This is a genomic window from Methylobacterium oxalidis (assembly GCF_007992195.1).
GTDB classification, from domain to species: Bacteria; Pseudomonadota; Alphaproteobacteria; order Rhizobiales; family Beijerinckiaceae; genus Methylobacterium; species Methylobacterium oxalidis.
Window position 1 is genome coordinate 24,836 of record NZ_BJZU01000005.1, and the last position, 21,305, is coordinate 46,140.

Annotated in this window: 17 protein-coding genes and 1 pseudogene; 1 reads left to right on the forward strand and 17 read right to left on the reverse strand. The window is 73.4% G+C overall.

Annotated features, from left to right (window positions below):
* Positions 1–12: 12 nt before the first annotated feature.
* The 15 genes and pseudogenes from MOX02_RS02885 to MOX02_RS02955 all read right to left on the reverse strand — a co-directional run bounded on the left by MOX02_RS02885 (position 13) and on the right by MOX02_RS02955 (position 16,821).
* Positions 13–1,185 (reverse strand): M20 aminoacylase family protein, encoded by a 1,173-nt coding sequence (locus MOX02_RS02885; RefSeq protein WP_147024226.1) that lies wholly within the window; start codon positions 1,183–1,185, stop codon positions 13–15.
* Positions 1,186–1,301: 116 nt separating this feature from the next.
* The gene (gene cueR / locus MOX02_RS02890) at positions 1,302–1,724 is read right to left on the reverse strand and encodes a Cu(I)-responsive transcriptional regulator (protein ID WP_147024319.1); all 423 of its coding nucleotides are present in this window, start codon (positions 1,722–1,724) and stop codon (positions 1,302–1,304) included.
* A gap of 65 nt (positions 1,725–1,789) precedes the next feature.
* Positions 1,790–4,327, reverse strand: a complete 2,538-nt coding sequence (locus MOX02_RS02895) for a heavy metal translocating P-type ATPase (protein WP_147024227.1) — start codon at positions 4,325–4,327, stop codon at positions 1,790–1,792.
* A 78-nt stretch (positions 4,328–4,405) separates the two neighbouring features.
* Positions 4,406–4,740: pseudogene (locus tag MOX02_RS32005) on the reverse strand (four-helix bundle copper-binding protein).
* 28 nt (positions 4,741–4,768) lie between these two features.
* On the reverse strand, positions 4,769–6,028 hold the full coding sequence (locus MOX02_RS02905) for an ATP-binding protein (RefSeq protein ID WP_147024228.1): 1,260 nt from the start codon (positions 6,026–6,028) through the stop codon (positions 4,769–4,771).
* Positions 6,029–6,058: 30 nt separating this feature from the next.
* Positions 6,059–7,126 carry a lysylphosphatidylglycerol synthase domain-containing protein gene (locus MOX02_RS02910; RefSeq protein ID WP_147024229.1) on the reverse strand — a complete coding sequence of 356 codons (1,068 nt, stop codon included), beginning with the start codon at positions 7,124–7,126 and terminating at the stop codon, positions 6,059–6,061.
* Between the two features lie 193 nt (positions 7,127–7,319).
* Entirely contained in the window at positions 7,320–7,970 is a 651-nt protein-coding gene (locus tag MOX02_RS02915; protein WP_147024230.1) for a uracil-DNA glycosylase, read from the reverse strand.
* Positions 7,960–8,718 (reverse strand): PIG-L deacetylase family protein, encoded by a 759-nt coding sequence (locus MOX02_RS02920; protein ID WP_147024231.1) that lies wholly within the window; start codon positions 8,716–8,718, stop codon positions 7,960–7,962. The genes MOX02_RS02915 and MOX02_RS02920 overlap by 11 nt, the downstream gene beginning before the upstream one ends.
* Positions 8,719–8,725: 7 nt before the next feature.
* Positions 8,726–9,964, reverse strand: a complete 1,239-nt coding sequence (locus tag MOX02_RS02925; RefSeq protein ID WP_147024232.1) for a glycosyltransferase family 4 protein — start codon at positions 9,962–9,964, stop codon at positions 8,726–8,728.
* Positions 9,961–10,839, reverse strand: coding sequence for a sugar phosphate isomerase/epimerase family protein (locus MOX02_RS02930; RefSeq protein ID WP_147024233.1), 879 nt, complete (start codon positions 10,837–10,839; stop codon positions 9,961–9,963). Before MOX02_RS02930 ends, MOX02_RS02925 begins: the two co-directional genes overlap by 4 nt.
* Complete coding sequence (locus MOX02_RS02935; protein ID WP_147024234.1) at positions 10,836–12,425, reverse strand: YcaO-like family protein; 1,590 nt, start codon at positions 12,423–12,425, stop codon at positions 10,836–10,838. The genes MOX02_RS02930 and MOX02_RS02935 overlap by 4 nt, the downstream gene beginning before the upstream one ends.
* Positions 12,426–12,459: 34 nt before the next feature.
* Positions 12,460–13,485 (reverse strand): Gfo/Idh/MocA family protein, encoded by a 1,026-nt coding sequence (locus MOX02_RS02940; RefSeq protein ID WP_147024235.1) that lies wholly within the window; start codon positions 13,483–13,485, stop codon positions 12,460–12,462.
* On the reverse strand, positions 13,485–14,681 hold the full coding sequence (locus MOX02_RS02945) for a class I SAM-dependent methyltransferase (RefSeq protein ID WP_147024236.1): 1,197 nt from the start codon (positions 14,679–14,681) through the stop codon (positions 13,485–13,487). Before MOX02_RS02945 ends, MOX02_RS02940 begins: the two co-directional genes overlap by 1 nt.
* Positions 14,682–14,713: 32 nt before the next feature.
* Positions 14,714–15,631: a hypothetical protein gene (locus MOX02_RS02950; protein ID WP_147024237.1), complete on the reverse strand. Its 918-nt coding sequence runs from the start codon at positions 15,629–15,631 to the stop codon at positions 14,714–14,716.
* Complete coding sequence (locus MOX02_RS02955) at positions 15,631–16,821, reverse strand: inositol-3-phosphate synthase (RefSeq protein WP_147024238.1); 1,191 nt, start codon at positions 16,819–16,821, stop codon at positions 15,631–15,633. The genes MOX02_RS02950 and MOX02_RS02955 overlap by 1 nt, the downstream gene beginning before the upstream one ends.
* Before the next feature lie 315 nt (positions 16,822–17,136).
* Here MOX02_RS02955 and MOX02_RS02960 point away from each other — a divergent pair, with 315 nt between their 5' ends.
* Positions 17,137–18,306, forward strand: coding sequence for a transglycosylase SLT domain-containing protein (locus MOX02_RS02960; protein ID WP_170267639.1), 1,170 nt, complete (start codon positions 17,137–17,139; stop codon positions 18,304–18,306).
* A gap of 15 nt (positions 18,307–18,321) precedes the next feature.
* Here the strand turns inward: MOX02_RS02960 and MOX02_RS02965 are convergent, their stop codons facing one another.
* The gene (locus MOX02_RS02965; RefSeq protein ID WP_147024240.1) at positions 18,322–19,953 is read right to left on the reverse strand and encodes a DHA2 family efflux MFS transporter permease subunit; all 1,632 of its coding nucleotides are present in this window, start codon (positions 19,951–19,953) and stop codon (positions 18,322–18,324) included.
* Positions 19,950–21,188, reverse strand: a complete 1,239-nt coding sequence (locus MOX02_RS02970) for an HlyD family secretion protein (protein ID WP_147024241.1) — start codon at positions 21,186–21,188, stop codon at positions 19,950–19,952. The genes MOX02_RS02965 and MOX02_RS02970 overlap by 4 nt, the downstream gene beginning before the upstream one ends.
* Positions 21,189–21,305 lie beyond the last annotated feature (117 nt).

Sequence of the window (21,305 nt, forward strand, 5' to 3'; positions counted from 1 at the left end):
CCCGCCCTCGCCTCACCCCTTCAGCGGCAGGCCGGTCTCGATCAGCCGCGCCCAGAGGGAGGCGCCGTAGGGGGCGGCCGCGTCGTTGAAATCGTACTCCGGGTGGTGCAGCCCGGCGCTCGGTCCGTTGCCCAGGAACATGTAGGCGCCGGGCCGGTGGGCGAGCATGTAGGAGAAGTCCTCGGCCGCCATCAGCGGCGCTACGTTCCGGTCGAGATGGTCCTCGCCGACGATGCCGGCCGCGACGTCGGCCATGAACTGCGTCTCGGCCGGGTGGTTCTCGGTGACGGGGTAGCTGCCGCTGAAGTCGATCTCGCCCGCCGCGCCGAAGCCGGCCGAGACGCTGGCGACGATCGCGGCGACCCGCTCCTTGATCGTGGCCCGCACGTCCTGCGAGAGGGCGCGCAGCGTGCCCCGCAGGGTGACGCTGTCGGGCAGCACGTTGAACGCCTCGCCGGCCTCCAGGGCGCAGACCGAGACCACCGCCGATTGCAGCGGGTCGACCGAGCGGGCGACGACCGTCTGCAGGGCGACGATGACGTGGCTCGCCACGAGGACGCTGTCGACGGCGTGCTGCGGCAGGGCGGCGTGCCCGCCGCGGCCGCGGATCGTGATGGTGAAGCGGTCGGTGGAGGCCATGATCGGCCCGGGCCGGATCGCGAAGCGGCCGACCGGCAGGCCCGGGACGTTGTGCAGGCCGTAGACCGCCTCGATGCCGAAGCGCTCCATCAGCCCGTCATGCACCATCGCCTCGCCGCCGCCGCCGCCCTCCTCGGCGGGCTGGAAGATCATCACGGCGGTGCCGTCGAAGCTGCGCGTCTCGGCGAGGTAACGGGCGGCGCCGAGCAGCATCGCCGTGTGCCCGTCGTGCCCGCAGGCGTGCATGCGGCCCGGCACGGTCGAGCGGTAGGGCAGGTCCCGCACCTCCCGGATCGGCAGGGCGTCCATGTCGGCGCGCAGGCCGATCGCCCGGTTCGAGGCGGTGCCGCGCCCGCGGATGACGCCGACGACGCCGGTGCGGCCGATGCCGGTCACGACCGCGTCGCAGCCGAAGCCCGCGAGCTTCTCGGCGACGAAGCCCGCCGTGCGCTCCACGTCGTAGAGCAGTTCCGGGTGGGCGTGCAGGTCGTGGCGCCACGCGGTCATCTCGTCCGCGAGGGCGCCGATGCGGTCGACGACGGGCATGGCTTCCGATGTCTGTGAGGGCGAAGGAGGTGGCGGAGGGTCCGGGCGGCGCGGCCGGACAGCCCTCGTCCCGCGCGCCGGGCTCGATCCCAGCAAACAGGAGGCCAACCCCGCGGTCAACGGTCCGGCGCGCGCGCTGCTCCGGCGGGCGGGCTCTCGGTGGGCGGACTCTCGGCGCGCGGACTCTCGGCGCGCGGACTCTCGGCGAGGTCGTCGAGGATCGGGCAGTCGGGCCGGTCGTCGCCGCAGCAGCTTTCCGCGAGGTCGGCCAGCGTCCCGGCCATGCCCTCCAGTTCCCGGATCCGGCGGCGGAGCGCGGCGACGTGATCGAGGGCGATGGCCTTCACCTGCGCGCTCGACCGGTCGCGGTCGCGCCAGAGCGCGAGGAGGTCGCCGATCGCCTCCATCGAGAAGCCGAGGTCGCGGGCGCGGCGCACGAAGCGCAGCGTGTGCAGGTCGGAGGGACCGTAGGTGCGGTAGCCGCTCTCCGCCCGGACCGGCGCCGGCAGCAGGCCGATCGACTCGTAGTAGCGGATCATCTTGGCGGACACGCCGGTGCGGCGGGCCGCCTCCCCGATCGTGACCCGGCCCGGCTCGCGCGCGCTCACGCGGGCCGCTCCACGAGGCGGGCGCCGCCCGCCGGCGGTCCCGGGCGCCGAGGCCCGGACCGGCGAAGGCGCAGGGCGTTGCCGACGACGAAGACGCTCGACAGGGCCATCGCCCCGGCCGCCAGGACGGGCGACAGGGCGGGGCCGCCGAAGAGGGTCAGAGCGCCCGCCGCCACCGGGATCAGGGCGGCGTTGTAGGCGAAGGCCCAGAACAGGTTCTGGCGGATGTTGCGCATCACCGCCCGCGACAGGTCGAGCGCCGTGACGAGCCCGCCGAGGTCGCCCGACATCAGCACCACGTCGGCGCTCTCCACCGCGATGTCCGTGCCCGTGCCGATGGCGATGCCGACATCGGCCTCGGCGAGCGCCGGCGCGTCGTTGATGCCGTCGCCCACGAAGGCCACCGCCCCGTGCGCCGCGCGCAAGCGTTGCATGGCCTCGACCTTGCCGGCGGGCAGCACCTCCGCCGCCACCTCCGCGATGCCGAGGAGGCGGGCCACGCCCTCGGCGGTGCGCCGGTCGTCGCCCGTCACCATCGCGACGGCGACGCCGCGCGCCCGCACGGCCGCCACCGCCTCGGCGGCGCCCGCCTTGACCGGGTCGGCCACCGCGACGAGGGCGGCCAGCCGCCCGTCGACCGCCGCGTAGAGCGGGCTGGCGCCGGCCTGCGCGAGGCGCTCCGCCTCCGCCGCCAGGGCCTGCGTGCCGATGCCGAGGCGCTCCATGTAGCGCCCGGCGCCCACCGCTACCCGGCGCCCGCCGACCCGGCCGGCGACGCCGTGGCCGGGGACGGCCTCGAAATCCTCCACCGCGGCCAGCGCCAGGCCCCGCTCGCGGGCGGCCGCGGCGATCGCCTCGGCGACCGGGTGCTCCGAGCGGGCCTCGACGCTGGCGGCGAGCGCCAGCACCTCGGCCTCGTCCATCCCCGGCGCCGGCACGAGGTCGGTGAGGCGCGGGCGCCCCTCGGTGAGCGTGCCGGTCTTGTCGAGGGCGATCGCGCGCACGCCGCGCAGAGCCTGCAGCGCGGTCCCGTTGCGGAACAGCACGCCGCGCTCGGCCGCGCGGCCGGTGCCGACCATGATCGAGGTCGGCGTCGCGAGGCCCATCGCGCAGGGGCAGGCGATGATGAGGACCGCGATGGCGTTGACGAGGGCGTGGCCGAGCGCCGGCTCGGGGCCGAGCGCCAGCCAGGCCAGGAAGGTCGCGGCGGAGATCGCCATCACGGCGGGCACGAAGCGGCCGGTGACGCGGTCGACGAGCGCCTGGATCGGGAGCTTGGCCCCCTGGGCCGCCTGCACCATCCGCACGATCTGGGCGAGCGCCGTATCGGCGCCGACGCGCTCCACGCGCAGGTCGAACCCGCCGGAGCCGTTCAGCGTGCCGCCGACCGTCGCCGCGCCCGGCGCCTTGCGGACCGGCGCGGGCTCGCCCGTGACCATGCTCTCGTCGACGAAGCTCGCCCCCGCCACGACCGTGCCGTCCGCCGCGACGCGCTCGCCCGGGCGGACCCGCACGATGTCGCCGACCCGGAGGGCGTCGAGGGGGACCTCGGTCTCGGCACCGTCGCGCAGGACGCGGGTGGTCTTCGGCGCGAGGCCGAGGAGGCGGGCGATGGCCTGCCCCGTGCGGCCCTTGGCGCGCGCCTCCAGGAAGCGGCCGAGCAGGATCAGGGTGACGATGAGGACGCCCGCCTCGAAGTAGAGATGCGCGCTGCCCGCCGGCAGGAGGTTGGGCGCGAGCGCCGAGACGAGGGAGTAGAGGTAGGCCGCCCCGGCCCCGAGGGCGACGAGGGCGTTCATGTCGGGGTGCCCGCGCATCAGGCCCGGCACGCCGCGGGCGAAGAAGCGCCGGCCGGGCCCCGCGAGGACGAGCGTCGCGAGCGCGGCCTGGACGAGCGCCAGGGTCCGCTCCGCGACGAGCCCCGCCAGCGCGTGGTGGAAGCCGGGCACGAGGTGGCCGCCCATGTCGAGGACGACGATCGGCAGCGACAGGAGCGCGGCGGCCCGGAGGTCGCGCCGCAGGCCGGCCGCCTCCGCTTCGTTCCGGTCGGCGGCCGCCGGCGCCTCGGACGCGGCCACCGACCCTGCCGCGTAACCCGCGGCCTCGACCGCGGCCACAAGGTCGGCCGCACCGACGAGCCCTTCGGCGTGGCGCACCCGCGCCTCGGCCGTGGCGAGGTTGACGCTGGCGCCCGCGACGCCGGGGATTGCGGCGAGCGCCCGCTCGACGCGGCCGACGCAGGAGGCGCAGGAGAGACCCTCGACGCGCAGCACCGTCTCGGCCTCGGGCACCGCGTAGCCCGCGGCGGCGACGGCCTCGGCGAGCGCGCCCGGTGCCGTCTCCGCCCCGAGCGTCAGGCTGGCGCGGCCCGCCGCGAGATTGACGGCGACGTCGCGCGCGCCCGGGAGGGCCAAGAGCGCGCGCTCGACCCGGCCGACGCAGGAGGCGCAGGACAGGCCGGAGACGGGGAAGCCGAGGGTGCGCGCGCCGGGAATGGCTGCCGGCGGAGGCTGTGAGGCGGGAGACGGGGACATGGATCTTGACGTCGTTCGTTCATCCGGTCCTCAGCATGTGGGGGTTCCCATGATGGGAAGGTCAAGGGGCTCCCGGTCTCAACCCGCCATCTTGCGGCAGCTCTCGGCGCAGCGGCGGCACTCGGCGACGCAGGATTCCATGCCCCCGACCCGCTCGCAGGAGGCGGCGCAGGCCTCGCACAGGGCGGCGCAGGCCGCGCAGGTGTGCCGGTGCTCGGGGGCGTGCCGAGCAGCATCAGGTGGGCGCAGGTGCGGCAGGTCTCGGCGCAGGCGAGCATCAGGCGCATATGCTCCGGCTCCACGTGCCTGCCGCCCGCCACCAGGCAGTGGTTCGAAGCCTCGCCGAGGCAGGTCCGGTAACAGCTCAGGCAGGCGTCGATGCACGCCTGCATGGCCGGGTCGTTCGGGCTCATGGGACATCCTCGAAGCGTCGGGAATGCTTCAGGAACCGGTGCCCGCATCCCCCTGTTCCCGCTCCGGCAGGCGGACGCGGACCACCGTGCCGCGGCCGATCTCGCTCTCGATCGTGATCCGCCCGCGGTGGCGGTTCAGCGTGTGCTTGACGATGGCGAGCCCGAGGCCGGTGCCGCCCTGCTGGCGGCTCGAGGCGACGTCGACCCGGTAGAATCGCTCGGTGAGCCGCGGGATGTGCTCGGGCGGGATGCCGGGCCCGTCGTCGCTGACGGTGAGCTCGATCTCGGGCACGCTGCGCCGCCCCTGCGGCACCCGTGCGACCGCCACGGCGACGCGCTCGCCGCCGTACTTCACGGCGTTCTCGATCAGGTTCTCGACCACCCGCAGCAGTTCGTCCCGCTCGCCGAGGACCGGGCAGGCATCCCCGGCCGATTCCAGGGTCACGGCGACGCCGCGCTCGGCGGCGAGCGGCGCCTGCGCGTCCACCATCTGGCGGGCGATCTGGCAGATATCGACCGTCTCGGTCGGGGCGACGTGCTCGCGCAGCTCGATCCGCGACAGGGAGAGGAGGTCGTCGATGAGCCGCGTCATCCGCTGCGCCTGGGTGCGCATGATCGCGAGGAAGCGCTCGCGGGCGGCCCCGTCGTTGCGGGCCGGCCCCTGTAGGGTCTCGATGAAGCCGAGGAGCGAGGCGAGCGGCGTGCGCAATTCGTGGCTCGCGTTGGCGACGAAATCGACCCGCATCGCCTCGAGCCGCTGCGCCGAGGTGAGGTCGCGCAGGAACAGCACCACGTTCGGCTGGCCGCCCGCCTGCGGCATCGGCAGGGCGCCGATCTGCACCTCGAAGCTGCGCTCGGTCGGCACGCGGGTGGCGTAGCCGGTCTTGAGGGGCTGGCCGGTGCGCAGCACCTCCTCGATGCCGTCGATGACGTCCGGCGCCCGCAGGGCGAAGGAGAGCGGGTGGCGCAGCTTCAGGTTCGGCAGCAATTCCCGGGCGGCGGGGTTCGCCTCGATCACCACGGAGCGGCGGTCGATCAGGATGACGGGGTCCGGGATGTTGGCGAGCAGGGCCTCGGCGATGGCGTGGCGGGGCGGGCTCGCGGCCTCGGCCGGGACGGCGACGCGCCCGCGCTCGCGCCCGCCGACCGCGCCGCCGAGGACGAAGGCGGCGAGCGCCGCCCCGACGACGACGAGGTCGGGCCCGCCGTGCAGCGCGGCGGCGGCGGCGAGCGCGCCGGCGCTCACCCCCGAAGCGGTCCAGGCGGCCCTGCGCGCCCCGTCGGCCATGGCCCGCGCCTCAGCGGCGGAGGGAAGCCGTCACGGACGCCCGTCCGGATCGGCGCCGCGGCGCACCTGCTGCGCGCGCTTGAAGATCTCGTAGGCGCCGAGCATGGCGAGGGCGGACACGAAGGGTACGAGGTAGTAGCAGACCCGGAACAGCAGCAGCGATCCGAGCACCTGGTCCCGCGGCAGGCTCGACAGGGCGAGCAGGATCGTCGCCTCGAAGACGCCGAGGCCGCCGGGCGCGTGGCTCGCGATGCCGAGCATCGCGGCGAGCACGTAGACGGCGAGGAAGGTCGTGAAGCCGATCGTCAGGCCGGGGGGCAGCAGCACGTAGAGCACGGCCGCCGCCGCGCAGACGTCGCCGATGCCGACCAGCATCTGGCTGAACGAGACGGAGGCGCCGGGCAGCTCCAGCCGCCAGCCCCGGACCTTGACGCTGCGGCGCTTGAACGAGACCCAGGCGAGATAGCCGAGGACGGCCGCCAGCGCGGCGAGCCCGAGCCCCTGGTTGAGGCGGATCGACGTGAAGGTGAGCCCGGCGAGCTGGCCCGCCTCGATGATCAGGCTGAGCCCCAGCACCACGCCCATGCCGAGCCAGAAGGTGAAGCCCGCGATGACGGTGAGCGCCGCGATCTTGGGGGCGGACAGGCCCTCGCGGGCGTAGATCCAGTAGCGGATCGTGCCCGCCGTCAGCAGCGGGAAGCCGAGGGTGAAGCTCACCGCGTAGCTGGTGAAGGAGGCGAGTGCGGTGATCCGGTAGCGCACCTTCAGCTTGAGTTGGCGGAGCGCCAGCCCGTCGTAGCCGGTGAGGAAGAGGTAGCTGATGCAGACGAACAGGAAGGCGAGGCCGAGCTGCTTCGGCGTCGCCGCCGTGAAGGCCGCGTGCAGCTCCGACCAGGTGACGGTCTGGACGAGCTTCCACAGGACGCCGATCGAGACCGCGAACAGGATCACGCTCGCGGCGGTGCCGATCCAGGCGTAGCGGCCCCGCAGGCCGGAGCTCCGGGCGACCTGCGGCACGCCGGCGGCTTCCGCCGACCGGTCGGCCTCGATCGCCTCGGCGTCGTCGAGCGCCTTCTGATGCTGTCCGACAAAATTCATGGTGCTCGGCGTTCGCCTCCGCCGGGTGCAGCGCCCCGGCCTGTACGGGCGTGAGTCGATCCCCCGGCCTGTGCCGGGCCGCGGCCCGTTGGCGAGGCATTTAGGGGCAATGAGGTCCAAAGGCCAGCGAGGCGCCCCGGATCCGGGCGCCCCGTCCCCGTCCGGACGCCGGGCGCGGCCGGGCCCGCGCGCATCACCGTTGCGTGAAGCGCGGGCCTGCGAGGTGGGCGGCGGCCTCGGCGAGCCCGGCGCGGATCCGCGCGCTCACGCTCGGCGCGGTGCAGACGTAGGTCGGACTCGGATGCGGGACCGCGACGACGGGCAGGCCGGGGCGCAGGGCCTCGATGGCCGGCCGCGCCTCGCCCGCGAAGCGCCCGGCGAGCACCACCGCGGCGAGGCCGGGCAGGAGGTCGAGGAGGGGCGCGAGGTAGGGTGCGGCGGCCCTTATCTCGGCCCGCTTCGGGGCCCGGTTGAGGGCGCCCTCCGCGTGGATCACCCAGGGCACGGCGTTCCAGATCAGCGTGTCGCGCCGGGCGATGCCGGCCTCGGCCAGGAAGCGGAACAGGTTGGCGGAGGTCCCCGTAGCGTTGTCGCGGGAGACGAAGCCGGTGCGGAAGATCGCGGGGCCGGGCGTCTCGAGGAGGAGGAGCAGCCGCGCCGCCACGCCGCCGTCGAGCGGGTCGGGATCCGGCACGGGCGCCGACCGCTCCGCCGCGATGATGCGGGCGAGCGCCCGCAGGGGCTCGATGTGCGGCGCGCCGCCGGGCGTCTCCAGTATCGCGCGCCGCGTCGCCAGCGCCGCGGGGTCGCCGAGGCTCTTCGGGGCGGCCGGCTCAGGCGCCATCGCGGCCGGGCAGATCGTCCGGCAGGGTTCCGGAGACGCGGAAGCGCTCGACTCCGCCCTCCGCCGCGAGGCGGCGGGACAGCCCCTCTCGCCCGCCGAACTGGAAGCCGATCTGCGTCGCGTAGGCCGCGCAGGCGGCCTCCTTGCGGGATCCCGCCTCCGGGCTCAGCCGGATCTCGCGGGAGCCGAGGGTCGCGAAGCGGTCCCGCAGGGGCTCCTTCGGCGCGGCGTCGCGCACGGTGTAGGGATAGTCCCGCCACCACAGCACGGGCAGCGGGCAGGCCAGAGCGTCGAGGGCGCGCACGGCCTGGACATGGTCGACATGACCGCCGATCGCCTGCGGCGCGAGGAGGAGATCGGGCTTCTCCGCCGCGATCAGCTCCGCCAGCGCCGGCGCGAGCCCGGCCGCGACGCGGTCGTCGGGGCGCAGGGCCGCGAACAGCTCCGGCGCCGAGCCGTAGCCGCGGTGCGGCGCCTCGCGGAACGGCAGATGGCGCGGGGCGGCGGTGCCGAGGGCGGCGGCGGCGGCCACGTCCTCCTTCCGGCGCAGGGCCATGTAGTCGGCCTCCGCGGGCAGACCCTTGTCGAGCTGGCAGGCGAGCGCGAAGCCGCGCGGCTCGGGCACGCTGCCGGTGAAGAGCGTGGCCATCACCACCTGCCAGCCGCTGGCCGCGAGCATCGCCAGCGTGCCGCCGCAGGAGAAGGCGGCGTCGTCGAGATGGGGCGAGAGGGCGAGCGCTTTGGGCATGCGGCCTTCAGAGCAGGTGCGGCTCGCTCCGGAACCGGCAGTTCGGATCGAGCGGCAGGTCCGGGGAGAAGCCGGTGGCCGGCCCCTGCCCCGCGACCGCGGCGTAGACCTCCATGATCTGGCGGCCGACCGTCGTCCAGGAATAGACCCGGCGGCACTCCTCGAGCCCCGCCCGGGCGATCCGCGCGCGCAGACCCGCGTCCGCGATCACGCGGGCGAGCGCCTCGGTCAGGGCCGGCACGTCGCCGGGCTGCGTCAGGAGCCCGTTCTCGCCGTCGCGCAGGCAGTCCGAGACCCCGACCGAGTGGGTCGAGACCACGGCGAGCCCCGCCGCCATCGCCTCCAGGATCGTGTTCGAGAAGCCTTCCGCGTAGGTCGGCGAGGCGAAGATCTCGGCCTGCCGGTAGAGGTCGGGCACGCTCGCGTAGTCGGCGTAGCCCGTGAAGCGCAGCGCCTCCTCGGGCAAGCCGAGCGCGGCGGCGGCCTCCTGCGACGCCTCCACGTCGGGCCCGATCCCCGAGATCGTGGCGGTGAACGGCGTGCCGCGCGCTCTGAGGGCGGCGAGCGCATCGATGAAGTCGAGGACGCCTTTCCGGCGGTCGACGCGGCCATGGTAGAGGAGCCGGACCGGCCCGTCGTGCGGCTCCGGCAGCCCGTCCGCCGTGCCTTGCGCGAAGCGCGCCGTGTCGACGGCGCCCGGCACGATGGTGAAGCGGGCCGGATCGGTGCCGAGCCGGTCGCAGACCTCCTCCACGAAGGAGCGGCCGCCGATGAGGAGCGCGTTGGCGTGGTCGAGCACCGCGCACATGGCGCGCCGGTGCGTCTCGCAGCAGGAGCCGACCCAGTGCCCGTCGCCGCCCTGGATCGACACCACGTTCGGCACGCCGAGCCGGCGCGAGGCCAGGAGCACCGCCCAGCCGGTGGGGTAGCCGTACTGGGCGTGCAGCACGTCGAAGGGGGCGCGCGCGTGCTCGGCCGCGATGGTCACGACCATCGTCTCGACGTCGCGCTCGAAATCGCCGTTCGTCTGCTCGCCGACCTGCTCCAGGCCGATCACGCGCACGCCCGGCACCGGCGGGGGCGGCCCGCCGCCGTAGACGCGGGTGCCGAACGCGTCGCCCCGGTACTGGCTGATCATCGTGACGTCGTGGCCGGCGCCGACGAGTTCCCGGAGCAGGTTCTGCGCGTAGACGCTCATGCCGGATATCGCCGGGAAGTAGCGGCGGCTGACGAAGCAGATCCTCATCGGACAGGGATTTCCCGTGCGGTCATGTCGGGCGGCGGCAGCTCCGGCCCGGGCCGGCGGCAGTTCCTGAGGTAGTCGAGCGCCTTCGGGATCATGGTGTCGGCCCGGTGGCTCTCGCGGGAGAGCTCGACGCAGACGAGCTTGCCGAAGCCGATGCCCTCCAGCGCGTCGAGCACGCCGGGCACGTCCATGTCGCCCTCGCCGAAGGGCAGGTGGACGTGGACGCCGCGGGCCATGTCCTCGATCGCGACGGTGCCGATGCGGGGGGCGAACTCCGCCACCGCCGCGGCCGGCTCGCGCTCGCCGGTGACGAGGCAGTGGCCGGTGTCGAGGGCGAGGCACAGGCCCTCGGCCTGCAGGCCGGCGAAGTCGTCGAGGGTCTCGATCAGCATGCCGGGCTCGGGCTCCAGGCAGGGCACGACGCCGTTCTCGCGGGCGCAGGCCACAACCTCGTGGAGCCCGTCCCTCAGCCAGTGCCGCGCCTCGGCCGGGTCGACGCCGGGCTTCGGCACGCCGGCCCAGAACGAGACGGCCTCGGACTTGAGGATCGCCCCGATCTCGATCGCCCGCTTCAGGAAGCCGATGCGGCGCGCCCGCGCGGCGGCGTCGGCCGTCACCAGCGTCGGCTCGTGCTTGGCCTTCGGGTCGAGGAGGAAGCGGGCGCCCGTCTCGATGACCGAGCCGAGGCCGAGGCGCTCGAGCCGGCTCGCCACCCGCTCGGCCTCCCGCGCCCAGGTCTCGGCGAAGGGGTCGAGGTGGTGGATGTCGAGGGTGAGCGCGACGCCGTCGTAGCCGGCCTCGGCGATCAGGTCGATCGCGTCGTCGAGGCGGTGGTTGGCCGCGCCGTTGGTGTTGTAGGCGAAGCGAAGACTCATGCGGCCCGTCCCCTCTGCTCGAGCCGGAACGGCGCGTGGTGCGATTCCGGCTCGCGGTAGAGGGGATAATGGCTGCCGACGATCTGCTCGGCCAGCGCCACGTCGAACAGGGGCTGGCCGCCGAGGCGCTCGATCGCCTCGGGCGTCAGGCGGATCTCGCGCAGGGTCTCGCTCGGCGTGCCGAAGCGGACGAGCGGGTGGTCGCGCGCGATGAGCTTGGCCGCGTTGCGCTCGCCGATCCGGTAGTAGCTCATGGTCTCGACCTCGAGCCCCGGCACGATCGCCTTGACGACGCCGACCCCGCCGCCCGGCGGCGAGCAGTCGACGTAGAGGATGTCGAAGCCGGCCTCGGCCAGCCGCGCGCAGGCGATGGCGCCCCGGGCGTGCCCGTCCGCGGCGGGCGTCGTCGGCAGCTCGGAGAAGCGCTTGGTGGAGCGCTCCGCGTAGACCGTCTTCGCGAGCACCCCGTGCAGGTCGTCCGGCGGCAGCACGATCCACTCGAGCATGGCCTTGAGCGCCCGGCTCTCCTCCAGGTCGAGGCTCGGCAGGGCCTTGTCGATGAAGGCGCGGACGTAGCCCGGCGGCGTCACCCGCTCGGCGAAGGCGAGCGGCCCGTGGCCGAACGCCTTGCGCACGCGCGCGGCCTGGAACTCCAGGAGCGCCTTGCGCAGGGCCCGCTCGCGGTCCGGGTCGCAGGCCTCGCCGCAGGCCGAGAGCGCGATCGGCACGGGCGCGTCGGCGGGATTGGCGTCGTGGCCGACGACGTAGAGGTTCGTCAGGCCGAACTGGTCGGTGGCGAATTTCGGCAGGGCCCGGATGCCGAGCGATTCCAGCCTTGCCAGCATGGATGAGGTCTCGGGCCCAAGCCCTTCCGAGAGATCGAGCATCACGCCCTGGTCGAGGGCGCGGAAGAGCAGCCCGTTGCCGTCCCGCTGCAGCAGTTCGAGCACGCCGTGGCCGAGGGCGAAGGGCACGTCCGGCCCGGCGCCGAGGCCGTTCGTGATGAGGTTCGTGAACGGCTTGTAACCCTCTGACAGCTCGAAGTAATCCGTCGCCGCGACGTCGAGCGGCATCAGCACCGTCTCGCCGGTCGGGTGGCGGGTGGCCGCGGTCCATTCGAGCACGGTGCCGCGGCCGACGGGCGAGCCGGCCGGCAGGCACAGGGTCAGCGGGTCGGCGACCGAGCGGGCGCCGTAGACGCGCACGAGGTCGTCGTAGGAGGCGCGCTCCTTCCTGCGGGGGATCAGCGCCACCGAGGGCATCAGGTTCTCGGCGATCTCGGCCACCGCCCCGATGATGGCCTCGTCGTCGGTGGCGCCGTAGCCGATGCCGCTCGGCATGGCGCCGACGAAGTAGGGATCGTCGAGGAACAGCGAGACGAACCAGACCGGGATGCCGGTGCGGTCGAGGGGGGCGAGCGGGAAGCCGACGATGCGCCCCTCGGGCAGCACGTCGAGATAGGCCCGCACCGGCTCCGGCAGGCTCGCGGGCAGGCCCTCGATCCGGCGGGGTGCGCCGAAGCGGTAGGGGCGCGGCGCCCGGAGGCGGGCGTGGCGGGCGCGGTCGTCCTGGTCGTGCTCGGTCATGGTCCTCGATGTTCCCCGCACTCGTCCCGACGCGTCACCGGCCCGGCGCGGCGGCGCCGCGCTCGCTCGCGTAGGCCGCCGCCACCAGCCGCATCGTGTGAAGGTCGCGCTCGACCGAGTAGGCGGCGCGCTCCTCCGGGCGGCGCAGCGCCGAGCCGAAGGCGCGCACCTGCTCCAGGAAGGGCGAGGCCTGCGTGTCGAAGGCCACCGGCTCCGAGCGTCCGCTCGCGCCGTCCGTGAAGACGAGGCTGCCGCCGGCCACCTGCCCCATCGTGTCGACGGCCGCGAGCATGCCCTTCGTGCCGACCACCTCCAGCCGCCGGCGCGGCAGCGCGTCCGGGCAGTTGTAGGCGACGTGGAGATTGGCCAGCACGCCGGTGCCGGTGCGCCCGATCAGCAGGGCGCCGTCGTCGACGGCGTAGTCCTGCGCGCGGGCCTGGGTCAGGGCCGTGATGGTCGCGAGCGACTCGCCGGCCAGGAAATCGACGAGGTCGATGCCGTGGGGCGCGAGGTCCATCAGGGCGCCGCCGCCGGCCTGGCTCGGGTCGATCCGCCAGTTGTCGAGCCCCGCGACCGAGGTCCAGGCCCGGTCGAGCCAGCAGGCGTAGACGATGCGAACCGCCGTCACGGTGCCGAGGCGCCCCGCCTCGATCAGCGCCCGCATGGCCCGGTGGCCCGGGTGGTGGCGCTGGTCGAAGGCGGTGCCGTAGAAGACGCGGTGCCGCCGGACGGCATCGGCCATCGCCTCGGCGTCGGGAAGCTGCGCCGCCATCGGCTTCTCGCAGAGCACGGCCTTGCCGGCGACGGCGAGGGCGTCCACCGCCTCGCGGTGCAGGTGGTTCGGGGTGGCGACGTAGACGGCCTCCACCTCGGGATCGGCGATCAGCCCGGCGAGGTCCCCGTAGGCGCGCGCGCCTTCCGACTCCGCCGCCCGGCGGGAACCCTCTCCGGGGTCGCACACGGCGACCAGCCGGTGCCCGGCCGCGCGGATGCCCGGCGCCATGTAGTCGCGCGCGACCCAGCCGTAGCCGACGATGCCCCAGCCGACGTTGTCGCCCATCACCAGCGCTCCGGCAGGTCGACGAACTCGCGCCGCCGCACCCGGTCCGCCTCGGGGGCGCTCGGCGGCCCGACCCAGTCGAGGGCCTCGGGGCCCGGCGAGCGCATCGGGTAGGTCACCTGCGCGGCGTATTCCTGCTCGTAGCGCTCGGAGGGCCAGCGGATCGCGTAGGCGCCCGCGCCGTCCGGCACGTAGAGCGGGTTGAGGCGCAGCTGCGTGCCTTCCCGCGGCAGGGACAGCCCGTCCACCACGGAGCGCGGCGCCGGGCGCATGCCGGGCCCGGCCACCACCGAGAACGCCTCGCAGCTCCGGATCTCGGCCGGGAGCCGGGGCGCCGGGGCGCGGGTCTCGACGAGGGCCCGGGTCAGCTCGGCGTCATCGTAGACGAGGGCGTCCGGGAACAGCTCCTCGATGTCCTCCGCCGAGACGGCGCGGCCGGCCGAGAAGCCCGGCCGGTCGCTGTTGTGGATGTGGCTGAGCGCCAGCCAGCCGTCGTCGCCCGCGTTCTGGCGCAGGCATTCGAGCAGGCCGGCCTTGTCGTCGAGGAAGTAGAAGGCGTCGTTGCAGACGACGAGATCGACCGGAGCGCCGCTCACCGGCCAGTGGGGCGAGCCGGCATCGAAGCAGACGAGCTGCGCCTTCTCGCCCACCACCCAGTGCCGGGCGACCCAGAGCTTGGCGAAGACGACGTCCGCGCCCGCCACCTTGGCGCCGTGGCGCTGCAGCGCGCGCAGGTAGTGCCCGATGCCGCAGGCGAACTCGAAGACGCAGGCCGGCTCGTTCCAGTGCGCCTCCAGCAGCGCGAGGCCGGCGAGGTAGGTGGGGTCGCTCCAGCGGTGCAGGAAGTAGTCGCCGACGCGGCCCCAGCCGAGGAGCCGCACCGCGTCGCGCAGGGTCGCCTCCTCGCGCCCGTGCACAAGGGCGGCGAGGTCGGCCGGGTCGGCCGGCGGCCCGGTCCACCAATCGTCCTGGTCGGCGAGGAGCGCCACCAGCGCCTTCTCGCGGCCGTTCCCCGGCGCCTCCTCGTCGAGATGCGCCAGCACCTCGGCGATCAGCGCCTCGCGCCCGATGCGCAGGTAGGGGATGCCGTCGAGCACCGGCCAGCGCGCGCCGGTCTCGGCGTCGCGCAGCGAGTGCGGCGTGTCGGAGCGGAGCGCGTTGCCGGTCTCGGGCGAGGTCAGGGTGAAGGGGATCATGCTCTCTCTACCCGCCCCCGTCGCGTGTGCGATCACGGGATGCGCATATCCTTCAGCACCCGATCATGGAACCCCTTCACCGGGCCGGCATGGACGAGTTCCATCTCGTCGAGCACGGTGCCCATGGTGAGGCTCGCCGCGCGCAGGTGCTGGGCGATCTGCAGGACCCGGTCGATCGCGTCCGCCGCGTGGAAGGCCCGACCCTCCGCGGTGGCGTCGTCCGGCAGCACCGCCCGCGCCCGCTCGACCTCGGCGCGAAGGCGGGCATCGAGCTCGCCGAGCGCCCAGCCGGCGGTGCGCGCCATGATCGGGCCGAGATGGTCGCCGAGCAGCATCTCGCCGGTGAAGCCCGCGTCCGGCATCGCCGCGTTGTGGAAGTGGTGCGCCATCGCCGCGAGGAACACCGTGGTCGGGTCCGCCCGGTAGAAGGGGCTCAGCACCACGCCGTAGACGGCCACCATCAGGCAGTGCTCGGCGTGGTTCTCCGGCGGCTCCAGGAGAATGCGGGGCTTGCCCGGGCAGGTCACGCCAGCCCGCGGCTGCTGCGCGAGCGCCGCGACGAAGCCCGGTACAGGCCCCGCCTCCAGGCTCGCGCGGGTGCGCAGCCGCTCGCGCAGGCGCCCGCGCAGAGCCTCGTCCACCTCGCCCGTCACCGCGTCGAAACCCGTGACGAGGACGTCGCCGACGGCTTCGTCGGAGAGGCCGGCCGCCTCCAGGAAGGCGGCGTCGAGGTCGCAGAGGCGGCAGGCCGCCAGGGTCTTCGCTGTGATCTCCAGGGCCACCGCTTCCGGCGCGGCGCCCCCGGTCAGGGCGCTCCAGCCCTGCGCGAACAGGCGCTCGGCGACGGAGCCCGGGCGCCCGGCCGAGCGCACGCGCTTGAGATCGTTCAGCTCGACGAGAAGCTCGCGGAGCGCGACGGGCGCTGCGGCGCCCGCGGCGGGGCCGGACATCAGTGCACGCCGAGCCAGTCGAGAAGCATCTTCTCCTGCTTGCCGAAGGCGTGCTCCGGACCGTGGCCGTTCCTGACCATCGGCGCCTTGAAGAAGGTCGAGAGCTGCTCCTGCACGCCGCCGTCGCCGCGCTTCTTGGCGAGGTCGAGCACGCGGGCGATCTCGATGACGAGCGGCGCGGCGAGGATCGAGTCCTTGCAGAGGAAGTTGACCTTGATCTGCATGCGCTGGCCGAGGAAGCCGGTGACGTCGATGTTGTCCCAGGCTTCCTTGTCGTCGCCGCGCGGGCGGTAATAGTGGATGTGCACGAGGTGGTCCTCGACCGGGTAGCCGAGGATCGAGTCGAGCACGGTGCCCTTGGTGTTGAGCTTCGACTGGAGCGAGCTCGGATCGTTGAGGGCGAGGCCGTCGCGGTTGCCCAGGATGTTGGTGGAGAACCAGCCGTCCACGTGGAGCGCGCGGGCCTTCAGCGCCGGGGCCAGCACCGTCTTCATCATGGTCTGCCCGGTCTTGCCGTCCTTGCCGGCCACCGGGACGTTGAGGTCCTTGGCGAGCTCCAGCAGGGCCGGCACGTCGGCGGCCACGCTCGGGGTGAAGTTCGCGTAGGGCACGCCGCTCTTGATGGCCGCGTAGGCGTAGAGCATCGCCGGGCTGATCGACTCGTCGCTCGCGTCGAGGCCCTTCTCGAAGGCCGCCGAGGAGTTCAGGACGGGCTCGCTGAGGTCCGGCCAGCGCTCGGTCGAGGCGAGGTTCACCACCACCACCTCGTCGAGGTTGCTCTCCTGGCGGAAGCGCCGGAGATCGTTGGCGATGATCGAGACGGTCTCGCGGTGGTCCTTGGCGACGATGCGGTTGCCGCCGTCGATGTTCTTGCAGAACTTGGCGCTGCCGACCGCCGGCCAGGGAGTGATGCCCTTCAGGACCTGGGCGCCGTTCTCGATGTCCTGCTTGGTGAGGACGCCGTGGCCCGAGGCCGCCGAGGCGAGGTCGTCGCCGTTGAGGTCCCAGCCGCCGAACACGAGGTCCTTGTAGTCCGCCATCCCGGCCACCGGCACGTTCGCCAGGGGCAGCCCGTCGAGCCTGTTCGATCCGGACTTGATCATCTCGATGCCGGCGATCGCTGTGGTGGCGACGGCGCCACCCATGCCAACGAACGCAACGCCGACGCGGCGACCGGTCTGCATGCTCATCGGAAACGGACTTCCTTGCTGTGAAGACGCGGGGGCGTCGGATAGGCACGAAGAGCCAGCCCCGCGTAGGCCCTAGGTAACTGGCTCTGTCAGGCTTCGTTCCAAGCCCCGATTGGACAAATTTCTGCCCCCGTTCGCCTGAACCGCGCCCGAACGGATCGTTCAAAATTCGTGAAAATCCAGGGTTAACCGACCCTTAAGGGTGCCACGGTTGAATCACCGCGTCGTCCCATTGTGGACACAGCGGGCGGCGACATAGCCGCCACTTGATCGAAGCCGCGCCCAAGCAAGCCGCGGCACGACAAAGGAAGAATGATGGGGGTTTTCCCGGAGCCGGCGCTTTGCGCCGACGACGTGAGATGTCTCGTGTCAAGCGAGACTGTGGATCAGGACCGGACCGTAGCGTGGCTGCTGCGAGTCGAGCCCGCAAGACAGGGCCGGCGCAGTGCCAATATTCGCCGCCGTGTGGTCACGACTTTGCTGGCCGGCCTCGTCGGCTTCAGTTTGCCGCAGAGCGCGCTGGCCCCGGCCTCCGCTCACGACCGCATCGACGAGCGGGCCTTCGCGGCCCGGGACCTCGCGGCCCGGACGGCGCCGGAGCGGCCGGCCGACTGGGGCGGCGTGCCGCTCCTCGACCAGGAGCCCGCCACCACGGCGCTCATCGAGAGCGACCTCGCGGCCCTGCCGCAGCCCCGCGCCAGCTCCGGCGACGAGGTGCTGCGCTTCGGCGAGATGAGCGTGCCGCGCCACATCGTGGAGACGATCCTGCGCGCTTCCGCGGAGGCCGGCGTCGACCCCGTCTACATGATGGCGCTCGCCGACAAGGAGTCGAGCTTCTCCACCAAGGCGAAGGCCGCGACCTCCTCCGCCGAGGGCCTGTTCCAGTTCCTCTCCGCCACCTGGCTCGAGATGATCCGCGATTTCGGCGCCCGCTACGGCTACGAGGAGGAGGCCGCCGCCGTCACCGGCCGCGGCGCGGCCATCACCGTCGCGGGCGACGGGATGCGCGAGCGGGTGCTCCGGCTGCGGCGCGACCCCTACGTGGCCTGCCTGATGGCGGCCGAGCTGATCAAGCGCGACCGCGCCCGGATCGAGGCCCGGATCGGGCGCGACCTCAAGACCTCGGAGCTCTACCTCGCCCACTTCTTCGGCACGTCGAGCGCCGGCCGCTTCCTGGCGCTCAGCGCCGAGCAGCCCGGCAAGATGGCGGCCAAGGAGTTCCGCAGCGCGGCCCGCGCGAACCGCAGCCTGTTCACCGAGAAGTCCGGCAAGGGCCGGCGCGGCCTGACCGTGGCCGAGGTCTACGAGCGGATCGACGACATGATCGACCGCCGCCTCAACCAGTACGAGGGCGTGGCCGCCCTGGCCGAGACGCTCAACGCCCAGGCCGAGACGCTGGCCGAGAAGGCGCCGGCCGAGCGCTCCGCGCCCGCGCCGGAGGTGCGGCTGAAGGTCACCGACGCCTCGCTGCCCGAGGCGCGCTGACGATCCGCGCCGGGCTCAGTGGGCGGCCGGCGGGCCGCCCTCGCGCCTGACCCGGCTCAGGATCATGGCGAGCGGCACCGCCGAGGCCGAGACCAGGGCGAGCGTCCAGAACACGTCGATATAGGCCCAGAACGCCACCTGCCGGGCGAGCTGCTGGCCGATCCAGGCGGTGGCCTGCCCCTGCGCGTCGACGCCGGCCGCCCCGTGCTGGGCGAAGTAACGCGTCGCACGGGCGAGGGTCTCCTGGTAGGCGGGATCGGCCGGCGAGACGTGCTCGACGAGCCGGCTCTGGTGGAACTGCTGGCGGTAGGCCAGCACGTTCTGGGCGAGGGAGACGCCCATCGAGCCGCCGACGTTGCGGGCGACGTTGATGAGCGCCGAGGCCTGGTCCGTCTGCGACTTGTCGATGCCCTCGTAGGAGGCCGCCGTGATCGAGATGAAGATCATCGGCAGGCCGATGCCGATGTAGATGCGCGACCACGCGAAGAACCAGAACGTGCTGTCGCCGTAGAGCCGGGTGAGGTCGTACATCGCGAGGGCGACGATGGTGGCGCCCGCGGCGATCAGGTATTTCGGCTGGACCGTTCCCGAGACGCGGCCGATCACGAGCATCATGAACACGGTGACGAGGCCGCCCGGCGCCAGGGCGAGGCCGGCGAGGGTCGCGGTGTAGCCGAAATAGTCCTGCACGATCTGCGGGATGAACTGCGTCGTCGCGATCAGGATCGCGCCGGTGGCGAGCATCACGAGGAAGCAGGCACCGAACTGCCGCTTGCCGAGGAGCCGCAGGTCCACGACCGGGTTCTTGCGGGTCAGTTCCCACGGGATCATCAGCACGAAGGCGACGACGCTCAGGATCGCGAAGGTGACGATCAGGTTCGAGCCGAACCAGTCCTTCCGCTGACCCTCGTCGAGCACGACCTCCAGCGAACCGAGGAAGGTGGCCACGAGCAGGAAGCCGATCAGGTCGAAGCGCACGCCCTCGCGCCGCAGCCGGCGCCGCTCCTGCTTGGCCGAGTCCGGATCCTCCAGGAGGAGGTACATCAGGCCGAGCGCCAGGAGGCCGATCGGCCCGTTGATCAGGAAGCACCAGTGCCAGGACACGTTGTCGGAGAGCCAGCCCCCGAGGGTCGGCCCGACGACGGGCGCCACCACCACCGCGAGCCCGTAGAGGGCGAAGGCTTGGCCACGCTTCTGCGGCGGGAAGGAATCGGCCAGGATCGACTGGGCGAGCGGCGCCATGCCGCCGCCGCCGAGCCCCTGCAGCACCCGGAAGACGAGGAGCGACTGCAGGTTCCAGGCGAAGCCGCACAGGATCGAGGCCACGGTGAAGAGCGCCACGCTCCACATGAAGAAGGCCTTGCGGCCGAAGCGCTTGGCGAGGAAGCTCGAGGCGGTGAGGACGATGGCGTTGGCGACGAGGTAGCTCGTCACCACCCAGGCGGCCTCGTCCGGCCCGACCGCGAGGCCCCCCGAGATGTAGCGGAGCGCCACGTTCGCGATGGTGGTGTCGAGCACCTCCATGAAGGTGGCGAGCGACACGACGAGGGCGATCGCCCAGGGGCTGTGCCCGCCCGCGGCCTTCGGCAGCGACCCGGACCTCGCCCGCGAGCCGCCCCCGTCCGAGGCGGCGGCGCCCGCGCTCATCGCACGCGCACCGTCGGCACGATCGACATGCCGGGGCCGATCGAGACGTCGCCCGGCCAGTCCTCGACCACGATCTTCACGGGGATGCGCTGGACCACCTTCACGTAGTTGCCCGTGGCGTTCTGGGCCGGGAGCAGGCTGAAGGCGGTGCCGGAGCCGGGCTGCACCGAGTCGACGCGGCCGTGGATCCTGCGGTTCGGGTAGGCGTCGATCTCGATGTCCGCGCTCTGGCCGGGACGCATGTCGGTGATCTGCGTCTCTTTGTAGTTCGCGGTCACCCATTTCTCGTCGGGCACGAAGGTGGCGAGCGCCTGGCCGGCCTGGGCGAACTGGCCCTTGGCCCCGGAGAGCTGCACGATCCGGCCGGCCTGCGCCGCGGTCACGGTCGTATAGCCGAGGTTGAGCTCGGCCTGGGCGGCCTGGGCGCGGGCGGTGGCGAGGCTCGCCTCGGCGCTCGCCTTCTGTGCCTCGAGCGAGCCGATCTGCTTCTGCGCGGCGATCACGCTCCCCTGCGCCCGCTGCAGCGCGGCCTCCTGCTGCTCCAGGTTCGAGGTCGATTGCTGCGACTGCTGCACCGTGCCGGCGCCCCGCGTCGCGAGGTCCTTGTAGCGGGCGGCGTCCGCCTTGGCGAAGTCGAGGGCGGCCTGTGTCTGGGTCACCTGTGCCCTGGCGACGTCGATCTGCGCCGTCTGCGTCTCGATCTGCGCGTCGACGTTCCGGATCGAGGCTCGGGCGGAGGCGATCTGGGCCTGGGCCTGGGCGAGCGCCACCTCGTAGTCGCGCCGGTCGATCCGGAAGAGCGTGGCGCCGGTCTCGACGTGCTGGTTGTCGGTCACCGGCACGTCGACGACGTAGCCCGCGACCTTGGGGGCGACCGTGAACTGGCGCGCGTCGACGAAGGCGTCGTCGGTCGACTCGAAGGGGTGCAGGTAGACGAGCCAGTAGAGATAGCCGGCGACGCCGAGCGCGACGAGCGCGAGCGCGCCGAGGCCGAACCGGACGGGGTGGCGCCGGATCAGGCCCGGGCGCTCCGCCTCCTCGCCGCCCTCCTTGGCTGCGGCGTCGCTTCCCTCCCGGCCCGCCTCCGCAGTCCGCGCGTCGCCGGGCTGCCCGTCCGGCTTCCCGCGCGCCTCGGCAGCGCCGCCGACCTCGATCACGTCGCGGCCGCCTGCGGGCGCGGCAACGTGAGGTCGCGCGCCGCCCTCGGGCCGCGTGCCCAGCCGGTCATCAAGCATGGATGCTGCGTCCGCCAACGTTCCGGAGCCGCGAACGACCCGGAACACCCGATAACCCGCCTCGCAGCTGCAAAGACGGAAGTTGCCGCAAGGTTCCGTACGCCCTCGACGCAGGTG

Coding starts and splice junctions, on each gene's coding strand:
- MOX02_RS02935 (WP_147024234.1), bottom strand. CDS start 12,425: ATGACCGAGCACGACCAGGACGACCGCGCCCGCCACGCCCGCCTCCGG.
- MOX02_RS02920 (WP_147024231.1), bottom strand. CDS start 8,718: ATGCCCAAAGCGCTCGCCCTCTCGCCCCATCTCGACGACGCCGCCTTC.
- MOX02_RS02925 (WP_147024232.1), bottom strand. CDS start 9,964: ATGAGGATCTGCTTCGTCAGCCGCCGCTACTTCCCGGCGATATCCGGC.
- MOX02_RS02965 (WP_147024240.1), bottom strand. CDS start 19,953: ATGAGCGCGGGCGCCGCCGCCTCGGACGGGGGCGGCTCGCGGGCGAGG.
- MOX02_RS02915 (WP_147024230.1), bottom strand. CDS start 7,970: ATGGCGCCTGAGCCGGCCGCCCCGAAGAGCCTCGGCGACCCCGCGGCG.
- MOX02_RS02955 (WP_147024238.1), bottom strand. CDS start 16,821: ATGAGCATGCAGACCGGTCGCCGCGTCGGCGTTGCGTTCGTTGGCATG.
- MOX02_RS02945 (WP_147024236.1), bottom strand. CDS start 14,681: ATGATCCCCTTCACCCTGACCTCGCCCGAGACCGGCAACGCGCTCCGC.
- MOX02_RS02885 (WP_147024226.1), bottom strand. CDS start 1,185: ATGCCCGTCGTCGACCGCATCGGCGCCCTCGCGGACGAGATGACCGCG.
- MOX02_RS02930 (WP_147024233.1), bottom strand. CDS start 10,839: ATGAGTCTTCGCTTCGCCTACAACACCAACGGCGCGGCCAACCACCGC.
- cueR (WP_147024319.1), bottom strand. CDS start 1,724: ATGATCCGCTACTACGAGTCGATCGGCCTGCTGCCGGCGCCGGTCCGG.
- MOX02_RS02970 (WP_147024241.1), bottom strand. CDS start 21,188: ATGCTTGATGACCGGCTGGGCACGCGGCCCGAGGGCGGCGCGCGACCT.
- MOX02_RS02950 (WP_147024237.1), bottom strand. CDS start 15,631: ATGTCCGGCCCCGCCGCGGGCGCCGCAGCGCCCGTCGCGCTCCGCGAG.
- MOX02_RS02905 (WP_147024228.1), bottom strand. CDS start 6,028: ATGGCCGACGGGGCGCGCAGGGCCGCCTGGACCGCTTCGGGGGTGAGC.
- MOX02_RS02960 (WP_170267639.1), top strand. CDS start 17,137: ATGGGGGTTTTCCCGGAGCCGGCGCTTTGCGCCGACGACGTGAGATGT.
- MOX02_RS02895 (WP_147024227.1), bottom strand. CDS start 4,327: ATGTCCCCGTCTCCCGCCTCACAGCCTCCGCCGGCAGCCATTCCCGGC.
- MOX02_RS02940 (WP_147024235.1), bottom strand. CDS start 13,485: ATGGGCGACAACGTCGGCTGGGGCATCGTCGGCTACGGCTGGGTCGCG.
- MOX02_RS02910 (WP_147024229.1), bottom strand. CDS start 7,126: ATGAATTTTGTCGGACAGCATCAGAAGGCGCTCGACGACGCCGAGGCG.